At 68.3% G+C, this 13,955-nt stretch carries 13 protein-coding genes; 6 read left to right on the top strand and 7 right to left on the bottom strand.

Annotated elements, in window-relative coordinates; genetic code table 11:
* Window positions 1-83 precede the first annotated feature (83 nt).
* The 6 genes from KF823_00725 to KF823_00700 all read right to left on the bottom strand — a co-directional run bounded on the left by KF823_00725 (window position 84) and on the right by KF823_00700 (window position 5,660).
* The gene (locus tag KF823_00725; protein ID MBX3724427.1) at window positions 84-440 is read right to left on the bottom strand and encodes a hypothetical protein; all 357 of its coding nucleotides are present in this window, start codon (window positions 438-440) and stop codon (window positions 84-86) included.
* A gap of 204 nt (window positions 441-644) precedes the next feature.
* Entirely contained in the window at window positions 645-1,025 is a 381-nt protein-coding gene (locus KF823_00720) for a hypothetical protein (protein MBX3724426.1), read from the bottom strand.
* A 228-nt stretch (window positions 1,026-1,253) separates the two neighbouring features.
* Window positions 1,254-1,730 carry a hypothetical protein gene (locus KF823_00715; protein ID MBX3724425.1) on the bottom strand — a complete coding sequence of 159 codons (477 nt, stop codon included), beginning with the start codon at window positions 1,728-1,730 and terminating at the stop codon, window positions 1,254-1,256.
* Between the two features lie 65 nt (window positions 1,731-1,795).
* A complete protein-coding gene (locus KF823_00710; protein MBX3724424.1) occupies window positions 1,796-2,155 on the bottom strand; it encodes a hypothetical protein in 360 nt (119 codons plus the stop codon).
* Window positions 2,156-3,231: 1,076 nt separating this feature from the next.
* Window positions 3,232-4,506 carry an RHS repeat-associated core domain-containing protein gene (locus KF823_00705; GenBank protein MBX3724423.1) on the bottom strand — a complete coding sequence of 425 codons (1,275 nt, stop codon included), beginning with the start codon at window positions 4,504-4,506 and terminating at the stop codon, window positions 3,232-3,234.
* Window positions 4,507-4,748: 242 nt separating this feature from the next.
* Window positions 4,749-5,660 (bottom strand): hypothetical protein, encoded by a 912-nt coding sequence (locus KF823_00700; protein ID MBX3724422.1) that lies wholly within the window; start codon window positions 5,658-5,660, stop codon window positions 4,749-4,751.
* Between the two features lie 485 nt (window positions 5,661-6,145).
* On the opposite strand from KF823_00700, the gene zwf reads away from it, so the two are divergent.
* The 5 genes from zwf to eda are packed head-to-tail and all read left to right on the top strand — an operon-like array spanning window position 6,146 to window position 11,818.
* A complete protein-coding gene (zwf, locus tag KF823_00695; protein ID MBX3724421.1) occupies window positions 6,146-7,609 on the top strand; it encodes a glucose-6-phosphate dehydrogenase in 1,464 nt (487 codons plus the stop codon).
* Window positions 7,610-7,613: 4 nt separating this feature from the next.
* Window positions 7,614-8,324, top strand: coding sequence for a 6-phosphogluconolactonase (pgl, locus tag KF823_00690; protein ID MBX3724420.1), 711 nt, complete (start codon window positions 7,614-7,616; stop codon window positions 8,322-8,324).
* Between the two features lie 4 nt (window positions 8,325-8,328).
* The gene (gene edd / locus KF823_00685) at window positions 8,329-10,170 is read left to right on the top strand and encodes a phosphogluconate dehydratase (protein ID MBX3724419.1); all 1,842 of its coding nucleotides are present in this window, start codon (window positions 8,329-8,331) and stop codon (window positions 10,168-10,170) included.
* Window positions 10,167-11,144 (top strand): glucokinase, encoded by a 978-nt coding sequence (glk, locus tag KF823_00680; GenBank protein ID MBX3724418.1) that lies wholly within the window; start codon window positions 10,167-10,169, stop codon window positions 11,142-11,144. Before edd ends, glk (KF823_00680) begins: the two co-directional genes overlap by 4 nt.
* Window positions 11,145-11,155: 11 nt before the next feature.
* A complete protein-coding gene (eda, locus tag KF823_00675) occupies window positions 11,156-11,818 on the top strand; it encodes a bifunctional 4-hydroxy-2-oxoglutarate aldolase/2-dehydro-3-deoxy-phosphogluconate aldolase (GenBank protein MBX3724417.1) in 663 nt (220 codons plus the stop codon).
* 30 nt (window positions 11,819-11,848) lie between these two features.
* On the opposite strand, the gene glk (KF823_00670) is transcribed toward eda, so the two are convergent.
* Window positions 11,849-12,823, bottom strand: a complete 975-nt coding sequence (gene glk, locus KF823_00670; protein ID MBX3724416.1) for a glucokinase — start codon at window positions 12,821-12,823, stop codon at window positions 11,849-11,851.
* A gap of 110 nt (window positions 12,824-12,933) precedes the next feature.
* On the opposite strand from glk (KF823_00670), the gene KF823_00665 reads away from it, so the two are divergent.
* Window positions 12,934-13,944 carry a LacI family DNA-binding transcriptional regulator gene (locus KF823_00665; GenBank protein MBX3724415.1) on the top strand — a complete coding sequence of 337 codons (1,011 nt, stop codon included), beginning with the start codon at window positions 12,934-12,936 and terminating at the stop codon, window positions 13,942-13,944.
* Window positions 13,945-13,955: the final 11 nt, after the last annotated feature.

Here is a 13,955-nt window from a genome sequence, read left to right as displayed (position 1 = left end):
CAACGCGCGGGGGGCGGGGGTGGGGTTGGCGCGGGCGCCCACCGCCACGACATCCGGGCCACGCCCGGAATCAGCTCACCACTTCACTCCTCAGACGAGGCGAGCCTCGGCCGCACTGCTGCAACAACGACCTCGTCGCGAGCATCCACCATCTCGATATCAACCTTGCCGGCTATCGCAACCTCCATGAGAGGTGCAACGGAAGCACAGGATCGCATCAGCTTTCCTATTGCCAATGGAAGCCGCATTGCATTCAGGATGCCACCCAGTACAGGCTTCGCGTCGGATTCCTCCATCAACCGCAGGACCTTGAGGAACAGTCGCCAATCCTTGTTGGACATCTCCACCAGGAAAGCCTCCCGCTTGAGCAGCCACGTCACCAGGGCACGCTCCTTTGCCGAGTCACTCGTCAGCAGGGATACCTTGGTGGTAGTCATCATGAAAGTTGCATCTGATTCGATCAGACAAATTGCTGGCCATACGGTACACGCGCAGAGGCGCGCCCAACCTGACCACCACCACTCAGGGCGTGCTGGAGCATGTCACGTCAATTGTATGGTCGCGGCGCGCCCGTTCTTACAAACAACACCTCGGATATGCCCTACGACAGCGGCGAATCGTGATCCCCGGATAGCCGCCTTACATTACCGCGGCACGTCGGCTTGCCGTCGCGTTGCAGATGCGCGCGGCACAACTACAAGCATGAAGTACGCCGCAGCAGCGAATACCCCAAGGAAGACCAAGCACACCGTCACAAGCCGAGCGGACTCAGGCGCGTAATGATGGAAATGATCCATCAACATGGAGACCCAGAAGGCCAACAAGATGGTCCCAGCAACTGCAACAACAACCAGCCCGGCAGGCTTGAACAAGAAACCAAGCGCAGATCCGCCCACAAACAAAAGGGCTGCGAAGCTCAGTGCCAATACGACCAATGCCGAGTATCCCAGCAACATCTTCATAAGACCCATGGCGACGATGTTGCCCAGGACATCGACCTCGAGGCAGCGGGCCAGCAACGCCACCTTCCCACCGTTTGCCACAAAGCGCAACCGTCAGGCGATCAATCGTGGATTGGACCTCCCGGCGGCGGGGGCGTGGCCCAGCGGTGCCCCCGATCAGCCAGCGACGCATGTGCTTCCCCTAACTGGTGGCGATGCAGGGTAGCAACGCGCGAGGGGCGGGGGTGGGGTTCCAGCCCCCGATCAGCGGAACTTCCTTCGCCGGTCTACCGGGGCCAACCCGACCCGGGATCAGTCGGGCACCACATCGGGACAGGTCGGTCCAAGGGAGTACCCGCCACGCTGCCGCGCTCTCTCCAGGCTGCCGACGATTTCGGACACGAACTCCAGGCGCCTGACGATCTCCTCACGCCCCGCACTGGACTGCTCGTCAACTCCGGCCAGCGCGGGATCTGAAAAGTCACCGATCAGGCTCTCCAAACTCCCGTACACATACCAGCGATCCCAGAACATCTGCCGCCACTTCTGATCGCACTCGGGCATGCAACGCAAAGCATGATGTTTGCGCTCGCGCGCGGCCTTGACTGTGGTGTCGATCCACTCCTGCAGTTCTTCGTCGTTGTGCTGCACCAGTGTCGCTTGGAGCTCAGAGACCAGCTCGCCAAGCTCCTCCTCCGCGATGTCCGCACAGAGGAAGCGCTTCGCGCATGAGGCAAGAAGCAACGAAACCAGAATCAGGAGGCCGAAGCGCAATGCGTGGCGGTACATGTGTGCTCCTGACCTGCCCCCTGGCCGGAGATGCGGACGCGAAGGCGGATGAGATGCCTGGTCGGTCAGGATCGCGCACTCCGCGCAGCCCGGAGGCGATCTAGCCACCAGAGGATCCCCGTCCATTGCAGTAAGGAACAAGCCAGGAATACCAGCCAGTATCCGATTACCGCGTATGGGTACCCGGTGTGCGCCGCGTCAACAAGCTCGCCAGCCAGGTAGATCACTGCCAACGCCATAAGGCTGGATGGAAACCCGAGAATCGTCGCAACCCCGATGAACATGAGCTCCACTTCCACCGGCGCACCACCCGTCGCCCCGGCCGACCACCACAGCCACCACGCAAGGACCAACATCCAGGCCAGTACGATCAGGACAAGAACCTTCAGGTAACGACGACGCGGAAAGCGATCAGAACTGCTCACGATCAGGCACCCTCTGGAATGTCCGGGGATTGATTCACGACCTCGCCAGCTCCCCGGCGATCAGGGTCGAGGCGAATCGACGCTCCCCCACTGGCGCGGCGAAAAGGCCAGTAGCTCCTGGAACGGCGACGGAATCCGGCGCCAGGGCACCTTCCACGCGACAGCCCCTCCGTGCGGTGCGATCGTCAGGCGCCCGCGTCATGGTCGGCAACTGCGGGGGTTCGATCCGCATGTGCCTGCCGCCCCCGATCTTGCGCAAGCGCTTCGACAGGTGTCACGGTCCATCGGAGTCTTCGCCCGCACAGCCCGCGCTACGGCAAGTGGCCTCCCCAGGCAGGTCGCCCGCCGCCGGGAGATCCGATGGGAGACCCAGGCGGGGCAGCGAACTCAGGAGTGTCGGCAGCGAAGCCGCGTACTCGAGTGGCTGAGGCAGCAAGGCAAGGCGTTCCGCGTGGGACTGCACGGATCCCTCCAGCAGCCCTGCCAGTGAGCGCAGCGACCGCTGGCAGGATGCGTTCGACTCCACTCCCGCCTCATGGCGCACAAGCTTGTGCCAGGTCCATGTGTTGTTGAGGGCCTCGAGATGCACGTACGTGGACCCATGGAGGTGGCCCAGTGCGTAGGCCATCCACAAGGTCGCAATCACGGCAGCACACTTGAGCACCCACATCATGGCCTGCCCTCCTTCGCACCCACTGTCGCTCGATCGCGCGCACCGACGGGCCGCGGCGCAGCGAACACCGCTGCACTCACCCGCTCGTCCGGGCCCTGGCAGGATGGCGCCTGCCGACCACACAGCAAAGCAAGCCAAATCTCGACCCCTGCTCCGACGGCGGCCAGGCGCTTGACCATCGTCACTTGCCTTGTCGGCCATGTCCTTTTCGGGAAGGGCACCGGCCACGCCATTCGGCCATGGACTCCGGACAATTCCGCCTAGTCGCCACCCTTACCGCGAGGCTTTCGGCTCAGGACATGAATTATGACAAGTGCCATTCCCGTGAACGCAGCATACCCCCACCTCTCAAGCACTACAAATAATATAAAGAAGATCGCGGCAAACCACTTTTCCACGATCATTACTGGTAGTCCACAAGGCAAGGGAAGTGTAAGCAGGCGGCGCTGCATGAGAAACCGGAGGCGACAGCGTAGGCTCCAGTGCCCCATTTCGCCCACCTAGCAGCCTTTCTCAGCGGCCCACAGTCGGCATAGGGCTTTGGGGGCGCATTGGTTCCATTAGGCAACTCGAAGACTTCCGGAGCTGTGAGTGCCAGAGCGGCAATAGCAAACTCAGGAAGGTTCGTTCTTGACGTACAAAAATCGAGACACTCGCTGAACTTGGAATATGTCCACTGGCACACGGGTAGTGGATTACATAGATCTTCCTTGCAGGCCCTACCTGGCCTTGGGCTGGTGGGATCCAACTCCCAAGAGTATCCAGCGAACAGGCCAAGTTGGTCAATATAATGCATTGGGCTCAAATTTGCGTAGCTGTAGGAGCTAATCCCTCCAATCAGACCGATCGGATCAGACTGAGTATAGCGACCCGTATTGGGCTCGTAGTCGCGGAAGTAGTTGTAGTTCAACCCCGACTCGCCATCCGCCCGCTGCCCGGGATATCTCAGGCCGAACACGAACGGTGCGTTGCCCTCCTGGGCCGGCGCCACCGGGTCGTGCTCGCCGAACGCACGCCCCGTAAGCGGCCAGTGCCACAGCGTCGCATTGGTCGCGGCATCGACCACCACCCGGGGCGTGCCCAGGTGGTCGGTTTCGATGTAGACGAGTCCGTGCGTGGCGAAGGCGGCCACCGGCAGATCGCCAAGATAGACGTATTCGATGATCGGCTTGCCGCTGGCCTGGTACTCGCCGAGCAGGCGTCCGCCGGTGTCGTAGACGAAGCGGGTCAATGTTTCGCCGACCCAGGCGCAGGTGCGCTCGCCGTGGCCGTTGTAGGCGTAGCGGGCGATCTCGGCACCGTTGACGAGATGGCGCTGGTAACGGTTGTGGGCGCCATGCTCGTAGCCGAACTCGGTGCGGCCCTCCGTGCGCTGCGCCAGGTTGCCGGCGGCGTCGTACGTGCGCTGGTCCGTGCCGGTGTCGAGCAGCCAGTGGCTGCCGGGGGCATATACATAGGACTGCTGGTTGCCCTGCCAGGTCTTGGTGGTGCGGTTACCGGTCGGGTCGTAACCGAACGCCTCGATCAGGGCCAGATTGGCATCGCGCACCTCGGTCAGCCGCGACAGCGCGTCGTACTCGCAACGGCGGGCCGCCTCCTGCGTCTGACCCGGTTCGGGCGTGATGGCGATGATGTTGCCCAGGACATCGACCTCGAGGCAGCGGGTCAGCAACGCCACCTTCCCACCGTTTGCCACAAAGCGCAACCGTCAGGCGATCAATCGTGGATTGGACCTCCCGGCGGCGGCGTCGCCCAGCGGCGCCCCCGATCAGCCAGCGACGCATGTGCTTCGCCCATCTGGTGGCAATGCAGGGTAGCAACGCGCGGGGGGCGGGGGTGGGGTTTCGTTTGAGCGAATTTTCCTGCGGAGATGCCTTGAACCGACACCTGCGAACCAACCCGAAACCTCGGGCATTGCAGCTAGTTTTTTTCGCGGCCCAAAGCGCCCTGCGGACATGTCACGTCGACCGAATAGTCGCCGCGTACCCGCTTCGCGTCGAAGAATTCGACGGTTTCTGTGATGTAGTCCAAGCGTCTGAGGATCTCCGCCTGCTGCGCAGAGTGCTCCAACCGTCCGGATTCGGATCCGGAGCTCCCGAAGTCCCGCAGAAGGTCGCCCATCATGCGGTAGGCATACGACAGGTCCCAGAATCGCTGCCGTCGAGCGACATCGCAATCCGGCATACAAAGAAGAGCCAGCTCCTTTCGGCGCTGCGCATAGCCAACCACATCATCAATCCAGCCAGCGAAATCCTTGCCGTCTACTGCCTCCGCCGCTTCGCGCAGTGACTGGACTGCCAGACGAGGATCTTCTTCGTGGAGATGAGCGCATCCCACCGTCCTCGAACACGAGGCCAGAAGTGATGCTGCAACCAGCAGGAAACCTAGCAAACGTGGACCAAACACTGGCGCCTGGTCGGTGAACCATCTCCCGTGCGTCCTCTTGAATTCACCCGCGCGGCGAAAGAGACCAAAGGGCTGTTCCAAGTCAAAAACAGGTAAGCGCCCAAGATCCACGCTTCCAGCGTCGCCGACGAGGGGCTGGTGTGCCTGTCGGAATATCCTCACAAAGTACATTCCACGAAATCCTAGGCTCCGTTTGCTCCATTGCACCCCACATGCGCCTGACTTCGCAGTCGGCGTCCTGCCAGGCTCAACGACAACGCTCACTTGCGCCTCGATCAGGACCTGGTTGGCGTCGCGCACCTCGGTCAGCCGCGACAGCGCGTCGTACCCGTAGTGGCGGACCGCTTCCTGCGTCTGCCCCGGTTCGGGCGTGATGACTAAGTTGCCCAGGACGTCCACTTCACTGCCGTGGAACGGCAGCGCCACCTTCCCACCGTTTGCCACAATGCGCAAGCGTCGGGCGCTCGATAGTGGAATATTCGTTCCGGCCGCAGGGTGGTGCGCCTCAGGACCTCACTGCAGGTGCCTGAACCGGAACTTGGCCCCTGCTCGCATCCAGTTCGATAGGGCCGGTGCCAGTCCCTCGCTCCTGGCGTCCTGTCCCATGAGCCCCGGACCGGGTTGACACGTTCCGGTGGCGCCAAGCCGAGCTCATCCGGCAAGGCGCGGGACTCGACCCGGTCGGAAGCGCAACGCGCACCCACCGGGCGAATCCGGAACGCGCAGCAGCCACGTCCGTGACGCGCCCGAAACCCAAGGCCCGGCAAGGCATTCCAGGGCATCCAGCAGGGCCGGTTCGGCGATCCTGCGTGGTAGCATCAGACAGCTTGGAAAACCACTGCCTGCCGTGCTCGCGGGCGCCCTGGGAGGGGCGCGCCCCGGGACGGTTCTCCTCGAGGATTTCGACCTGCATGGGTGACACCAAGGCGAACCTGCTGACCCTGTTCGGTGCCACCGGCGATCTTGCCCAGCGCATGCTGCTGCCGTCCTTGCACGGCCTGCAGCGCGATGGCCTGCTGCCGCCGCGGCTGCGCATCCTGTGCACCGCCAGCAGCGAGGGCGACGACGAGTCGTTCCGGCACCGGGTCGGGGCGCTGCTGGAACCGCAGGTGGCCGGCGATGCCCAGGGCGAGGCCGCGCTGCGCGCGTTGCTGGCGCGCATCGAGTACCTGCCGGCCTCGATCGATGCCACGGGCGATCTCGAGCGCCTGACGGCGGCGATCGCCGCGCGCCGCGACGGCGAGGTGGTCTACCACCTCAGCCTTGCGCCGCGCTGGTACGCGCCGATCTGCGCGTCGCTGGGCGAGCGCGGGCTTGCCGATGCCGGCACGCGGGTGATGCTGGAAAAGCCGCTGGGCCAGGACCGCGCGAGCGCCGTGGCGATCAACGATGCGGTGACGGCGATCTTCGACGAGACGCGTGTGTACCGGGTCGACCACTACCTGGGCAAGGAGGGCGTGCAGAACCTGATCGCCCTGCGCTTCGGCAATGCCCTGTTCGAGCCGTTGTGGAACGCCCGTCACATCGAGCAGGTGCAGATCACCGTCGCCGAGACGGTCGGCCTGGAGGGACGCGCCGACTACTACGACGGCTCCGGCGCGCTGCGCGACATGGTGCAGAACCACCTGCTTCAGCTGCTGTGCCTGGTGGCGATGGAGCCGCCCTCTCAGTTCGACCCCAGCGCGGTGCGCAACGAGAAGCTCAAGGTGCTGCGCTCGCTGCGCGGCATCGGCCGCGGCGATGTCGAGACCGAGAGCGTGGCGGGCCAGTACACGGCCGGCGCGATCGACGCGCGGGCGGTGCCCGGTTATCTGGAGGAGCTGGGTCGCGGCAGCGGCACCGAGACCTTCGTGGCCCTGCGCGCCCTGGTCGACAACTGGCGCTGGTCGGGCGTGCCGTTCTATTTGCGCACCGGCAAGCGGCTGCCGCGCCGCTGCACCGAGATCTACCTGCAGTTCCGGGCCGTGCCGCACTCGATCTTCGCGGGCACCGGCGCCCGGGTCGAGCCCAATGCCCTGCTGATCCGCCTGCAGCCGGAAGAGCGCATCGAGCTGATCCTCATGCACAAGACGCCCGGGCTGGACCGCAACGGCCTGCGCCTGTCGCGGGTGGCGCTGGACCTGGACCTGCACGAGGAGTTCTCTGGGCATCGCCGGCGCCTGGCCTACGAGCGCCTGTATCTGGACGCCATCGAAGGCAACGGCACGCTGTTCGTGCGGCGTGACGAGACGGAGGCGGCCTGGTCCTGGGTCGACGGCATCCTGGACGGCTGGCTGCATGCCGGCAGTACCCCGCGTCCGTATCCGGCCGGCACCTGGGGACCGAGCCAGGCGGTCCGCCTGACCGAACGCCACGGCCACAGCTGGCGCGATTGAACCCGTGGATGCGATGAACGCCATCGAGCACGCCCACCCGGATGACAACGTTGTCGCGGCAGCCCTGGCCGCGGACTTGGCGCTGCGCATCGACCAGGCCATCGACGCGCGCGGCCAGGCCCGGCTGGCGCTTGCGGGCGGCAACACACCGATGGCGCTGTACCGGCTGCTGGCCGCACACCCCCTGCCCTGGTCGCGGGTGGTGGCGGTGGCCACCGACGAGCGCTGCGTGCCGCACGACCACCCCGCCTGCAACCACGCCGCGCTCCAGCAGGCATTCGCGTCGGCGGAGGGACTCGACCTGCGCGCCCTGACCGTCGCCGACGGCGATTCCGGACGCAGTGTCGAGCATGCCAACGCGCTGCTCGCCAGGCTGGACCAGCCCTTCGACCTGGTGCTGCTGGGCATGGGCGTCGATGGCCACTTCGCCTCGCTGTTCCCCGGTGCCGCGCAACTCGCCGCCGGCCTGGCCGACGACGCACCCGACGCCCTGCGCATCGATCCGGTGCCGCTGCCCGCCGAGGCACCGCATCCTCGCATCAGCCTGAGCCTGCGGCGGCTGCTGCACAGCCGCCATCGGGTCCTGCTGATCAAGGGCCAGGCCAAGCGCGCTGTGCTGCAATCGGCCACTTCGGGGGGCGATACGCAGCGGGCGCCGATCGCTGCCGTGCTGCGGGCGCCGGGCCCGCCGCTGCAGGTCCACTGGAGTCCCTGAGGCCATGCCACTGCATCCCACCGTCGAACGCGTCACCACCCGCATCGCCGAACGCAGCGCCGCCACGCGACGGGCCTACCTGGACCGCATCGACGCGGCCCGCGGCGCCGGCCCGGCGCGACAGCGGCTGAGCTGCGGCAACCTGGCGCACGGCTTCGCCGCCGCCGGTGCCGACAAGCCCGCGCTGCGCGGCCAGGCGGCGGCCAACCTCGGCATCGTCACCGCCTACAACGACATGCTGTCCGCGCACCAGCCAATGGAGAACTACCCGGCCCTGATCAAGGCGGTGGCGCGCAACGCCGGCGGCAGCGCCCAGGTCGCCGGCGGCGTCCCCGCCATGTGCGACGGCGTGACCCAGGGCCGCGATGCCATGCAGCTGTCGCTGTTCTCGCGCGACACCATCGCGCTGGCCACCGCGGTCTCGCTGTCCCACGGCATGTTCGACGCCGTGCTGCTGCTGGGGGTGTGCGACAAGATCGTGCCCGGCCTGCTGATCGGCGCGCTCAGCTTCGGCCACCTGCCGGCGATCTTCGTGCCCGCCGGCCCGATGACCAGCGGCCTGCCCAACCGCGAGAAGGCTGCGGTGCGCCAGCGCTTCGCCGAGGGCAAGGCCAGCCGCGATGAGCTGCTCGCCGCCGAGGCCGCTTCCTACCATGGCCCCGGCACCTGCACCTTCTACGGCACGGCCAACTCCAACCAGATGCTGCTGGAGGTGATGGGCCTGCACCTGCCGGGCACGGCCTTCGTCAACCCGGGCACGCCATTGCGCGATGCCCTCACCGTCGCCGCCACCGAGCGCGCGCTGCGCATCACCGCCCTGGGCGATGCCTACACGCCGATCGGCCACACCGTGGATGAGAAGGCCATCGTCAACGCGCTGGTCGGCCTGGCGGCGACCGGCGGCTCCACCAACCACGCGATCCACCTGGTCGCCGTCGCCCGCGCCGCCGGCCTGGTGATGGACTGGGACGACCTCGACGCGCTGTCCCGGGCGACGCCGCTGCTGGCCCGCGTCTATCCCAATGGCGCGGCCGACGTGAACCAGTTCCATGCCGCCGGCGGCCTGGGCCTGGTGATCCGCGAACTGCTCGAGGCCGGCCTGCTGCATCCGGACATCCGCTGCGTGCACGGTGGCGACCTGCGCGACCAGGCCTGCGAGCCCTGGCTGGACGGCACGGCGCTGCGCTGGCGCGAGCCGCCCACGGCCTCCCTGGACACGAGCATCGTGCGCACCGTCGCCGACCCGTTCGACTGCGAGGGCGGGCTGCGCCGTCTACAGGGCAACCTCGGCCGGGCGATCGCCAAGGTCTCGGCGGTCGCCCCCGGGCACCGCCGCATCCTCGCCCCGGCACGGGTGTTCGAGTCGCAGGACGCCGTGCTCGACGCCTTCCGGCGCGGCGATCTGGTCGGCGACCTGGTCGCCGTGGTGCGCGGCCAGGGGCCGCGCGCCAACGGCATGCCGGAGCTGCACAAGCTGACGCCGACGCTGTCGGTGCTGCAACAGCGCGGCCAGCGGGTCGCCCTGCTCACCGATGGCCGGATGTCGGGCGCCTCGGGCACGGTGCTCGCCGCCATTCATGTCGTCCCCGAGGCACTGGACGGCGGCATGCTGGCGGGCCTGCGCGACGGCGACCCGATCTGCATCGATGCCGAGGCTGGCACCTTCGACGTCCACGTCGACACCGCCACGCTCGACGCGCGCCCCCTGGTGCACCCGGAGACCGCGCACAGCGCGCAGGGCGACGGCCGCGAGCTGTTCGGGCTGATGCGTGCCGCGACCGGCAACGCGGAACAGGGCGCCTGCGCGCTGTTCGGCGCCAGTCCTGGCACGGAGCCCGAAGGGTGAGCAGCGCGCTCGGACTGGTCGCCGACATCGGCGGCACCAACGCCCGCTTCGCGCTGACCGACCTGCGCGCCGAGCCGGTGGCGATCAGCCAGCCGGCGGCCCTGTGCAGCGCCGATTTCGCCAGCCTGGAGCAGGCGGCGGCGCATTACCTGGCCCAGGTCAACGTCCGTCCGCGCCGGGCCGCCATCGCGGTCGCCTCGCCGGTCGGCAGCGATGCGGTGCGGCTCACCAACCGTTCCTGGACGTTCTCCCGTCGGTCCCTGGGCAGCGCGCTCGGCCTGGACGAATTGCGGCTGCTCAACGATTTCGGCGCGGTCGCCCGCGCCGTGCCAGCCCTGCAGCCCGAAGACTGCGTGCACCTGTACGGCCCCGACCTGCCGGTCCTGCACGGCCCGGTCACCGTGATCGGCCCCGGCACCGGCCTGGGCGTGGCGGTGCTGGTGGGCTCGCCGGACGAAGGCTGGCAGGTCGTCGAGACCGAGGGCGGCCATGTCAGCTTCGCGCCGCTGACCGACCTGGAGGAGCGCCTGGCACGCTGGATCAGCATGCGCCACGGCCGCGCCTCGACCGAGCGCGTACTCAGCGGCGTCGGCCTTTCCCACATCGACGCCGTGATCCGTGGCGTCGAGGCCGATCCCGCGCGCACCGCCGCCTGCGACCTGCGCGATCCCGCGCGAATCGTCGCAGGCGCGCTGGACGACAGCGATCCCGTCGCCCGCCAGGCCCTGACGCAGTTCTGCGCGATACTGGGCAGCGTCACAGCCGATGCTGCGCTGATCCACGGCGCACGGACGGTGATGATCGCCGGCGGCATCGTGCCGCGCTTCCTGCCGTTCCTGCGCGCCAGTGCGTTCCAGGAGCGCTTCCTGGCCAAGGGCCGCTTCTCGGACTACCTGGCCTCGATCCCGGTCCGGGTCATCTGCCACCCGCAGCCCGGCCTGCTGGGCGCCGCCGTCGCCCTGCGCGAACCCTAGACGAGTCCCCCATGAGCGCCTCCCCCGATGCTTCCGCCTCCCCGATCGGCCGCCTGCTGCGGTGCGCGCCGGTGCTGCCCGTGCTGGTGGTCGAACGTCTCGAAGACGCAGTGCCGCTGGCGCGCACCCTGGTCGAGGCCGGCCTGCCGGTCCTGGAGCTCACCCTGCGCAGCGACGTCGCCCTGCACGCCATCGAGCGCATCGCCCGTGAGGTGCCCGACTGCGTGATCGGCGCCGGCACCGTGCTCGATGCCGCCCAGCTCGACGCCGTGCAGTCGGCCGGCGCCCGTTTCGCGATCGCGCCGGGCGCCACCGATGCGCTGTACCGGGCGGCGGCCAGCGCACGCATTCCCTTCCTGCCCGCGATCGCCACCGCCAGCGAGCTGATGCGGGGCTGGGAGCTCGGTCATCGCCACTTCAAGTTCTTTCCTGCCGAATCCTCCGGCGGGCCGGCGACGCTCAGGGCGCTTTCCGGACCCTTCCCGCAGGCGCGGTTCTGCCCGACCGGCGGCATCGATGCCGCGCGGGCGCCGGCCTACCTGGCGCTGGACTGCGTCCTCACCGTGGGCGGCTCCTGGATGGTGCCGCCGGCGGCGCTTGCCGAGCGCGACTGGCCGCAGATCCGTCGCCTGGCCGCCGCGGCCGCCGCGCTCAACCCGGTGGCGGCGCGCTGAGGCGCGGGCCCGGCGCACCGCCGGCCCGCATCATTCACCTGCAGCCAGCGCCAGCGCGGCACAGGCGAACAGGCCCGCCTCCGGGTGCACGATGGCGGCCAGGGGCACCCTGGTCATGGTTTCCGTGAAGCGTCCCTTGGCCTCGAAGCGCTGGCGGAATCGCTCGGGCGACAACCATGGCCACAGCTCGCGCACCAGGCCACCGGCGAGGTAGGCCCCGTCCCAGGCGCCGAACGCCAGCACCAGGTCGCCGGCGAAGTCGGCGAGCAGGTCCAGGCACACCGCCACGCTCTGCCGGCATAGCGCGTCGTCGTCGCGCGCCCCGGCGGTGATCGCCGCCGGGCTGAGCAAGGTTGCGCGCATGCCGGCGATCTCGGCCAACGCCTGGTGCACATTGGCCAGGCCGGGGCCGGAAATCAGCCGCTCCGTGGAAACCCGGCCGAACCGGCCGCGCAGGCGCTGCAGCAGCTCGATCTGCAGGGCATCGGTCGGCGCGAAGCCGACATGGCCGCCCTCGCTGGGCAGCGCCAGCAGCGCGCGCCGACGCCGCAGCAAGGCACCCACGCCCAGCCCGGTACCGGGCCCCAGCACCGCACAGCAGCGATCGCCCTCGCCCGTCCAGTCCGGCAGCGCCGGGCCGATCGCGCGCAGGTCGTCGTCGTCGAGCAGCGGCAGCGCGCGGCCCAGCACCGCGAAGTCGTTGAGGACGTCCAGGCGCTCCAGCTCCAGGTGGCGTCGGGTCGCCTCGATCTCGATGTGCCAGGGGTGGTTGGTGATGGCCACCTGTTCGCGCTCGACGCGCCCGGCCACCGCGAACAATGCATGCCGGGGCCAGACCTCGAGTTCCGCCCGGTAGTGCAGGGCCGCCATGCTCAGCGACGGGAAGTCGCTGACCCGGAACCGCCGGATGCTCTCGGGGCGCAGCAGGCCGGTGCGGTCGGCGTCCGCCAGCGCGAAACGCACGTTGGTGCCGCCCAGGTCGGCGACGAGGGCGAGCCGGCTCATCGGCGCCCCCGCTGGACGAGCGCAACGCGTACCGACGAGGCGGCTTGGAATGTCCTGTCGATCTGGCAGAATCGAAGCCGTCGCCCAGGTGCCAGGACCGCGTTCCGCCCATGCCCAGCCGCATCGACGATGTCGCCCGACGGGCCGGCGTTTCGCTGAAGACGGTGTCGCGCGTCCTCAACCGCGAACCGAACGTCCGCGAGACGACCCGGGCGCGGGTCGAGGCCGCGGTGCGCGAACTCGACTACCGGCCCCACCCCTCCGCGCGCAGCCTGGCCGGCCGGCGCTCGTACGTGATCGCCCTGCTCTACGACAACCCCAGCGCCAACTACCTGATGCAGATCCAGGCCGGCGTGCTGGAGGCCTGCGAAGCCAACCACTACACGCTGATGCTGCGTCCGCTGGGCTATCGCGACCCGGACCTGCTCGCAGCGGTCAGGGGTTTCGCCCTGCAGTACCGGCCGGACGGCATGATCCTGACGCCGCCGATCACCGACCATGTCGGGCTGCTGCACCTGCTCGACAGCCTGGACATGCCCTACGCCAGCATCTCCTCCGGACACGAAGACGGGCATGTCGGCGTCGAGCTGGACGAAACCCGGGCGGCGCGGGAGATCGTCGGGCACCTGATCGCCCTGGGTCACCGCCGCATCGCGCATATCAGCGGCCATGCCGACCATTGCGCGAGCGGCTGGCGCCTCAGCGGCTATCGCCAGGCCCTGCAGGCCGCCGGTCTCGACGGAGGCGAGGAACTGATCGTGCCCGGCGAGTTCTCCTTCGAATCCGGCGTCGCCGCCGGCGCCCGCCTGTTCGACCTGCCCGACCCGCCCAGCGCGATCTTCGCGGGCAACGACGACATGGCGGCCGGTGCGCTCCATGCCGCCTACGAACGCGGCCTCACCGTGCCCGGCGACGTGTCCGTGTGCGGCTTCGACGACACGCCGATCGCCCTGCAGGTCTACCCGTCCCTGACCACCATCCGGCAACCGAGCAGGGAGATGGGGCGCACCGCCGCGATCCAGCTGATCGACAACCTGGCCGGGCACGGCGCGGGCGCGCGCGTGCGCGTCGAGCACCAGCTGATGCTGCGCAGTTCCACCGGGCCGGCGCCGGCCCGGTGAGCCGGCACGGC

The sequence above is a fragment of the Lysobacterales bacterium genome (assembly GCA_019634735.1).
Classification (GTDB): domain Bacteria; phylum Pseudomonadota; class Gammaproteobacteria; order Xanthomonadales; family UBA2363; genus Pseudofulvimonas.
This window is presented reverse-complemented; position numbering and strand designations above follow the sequence as displayed.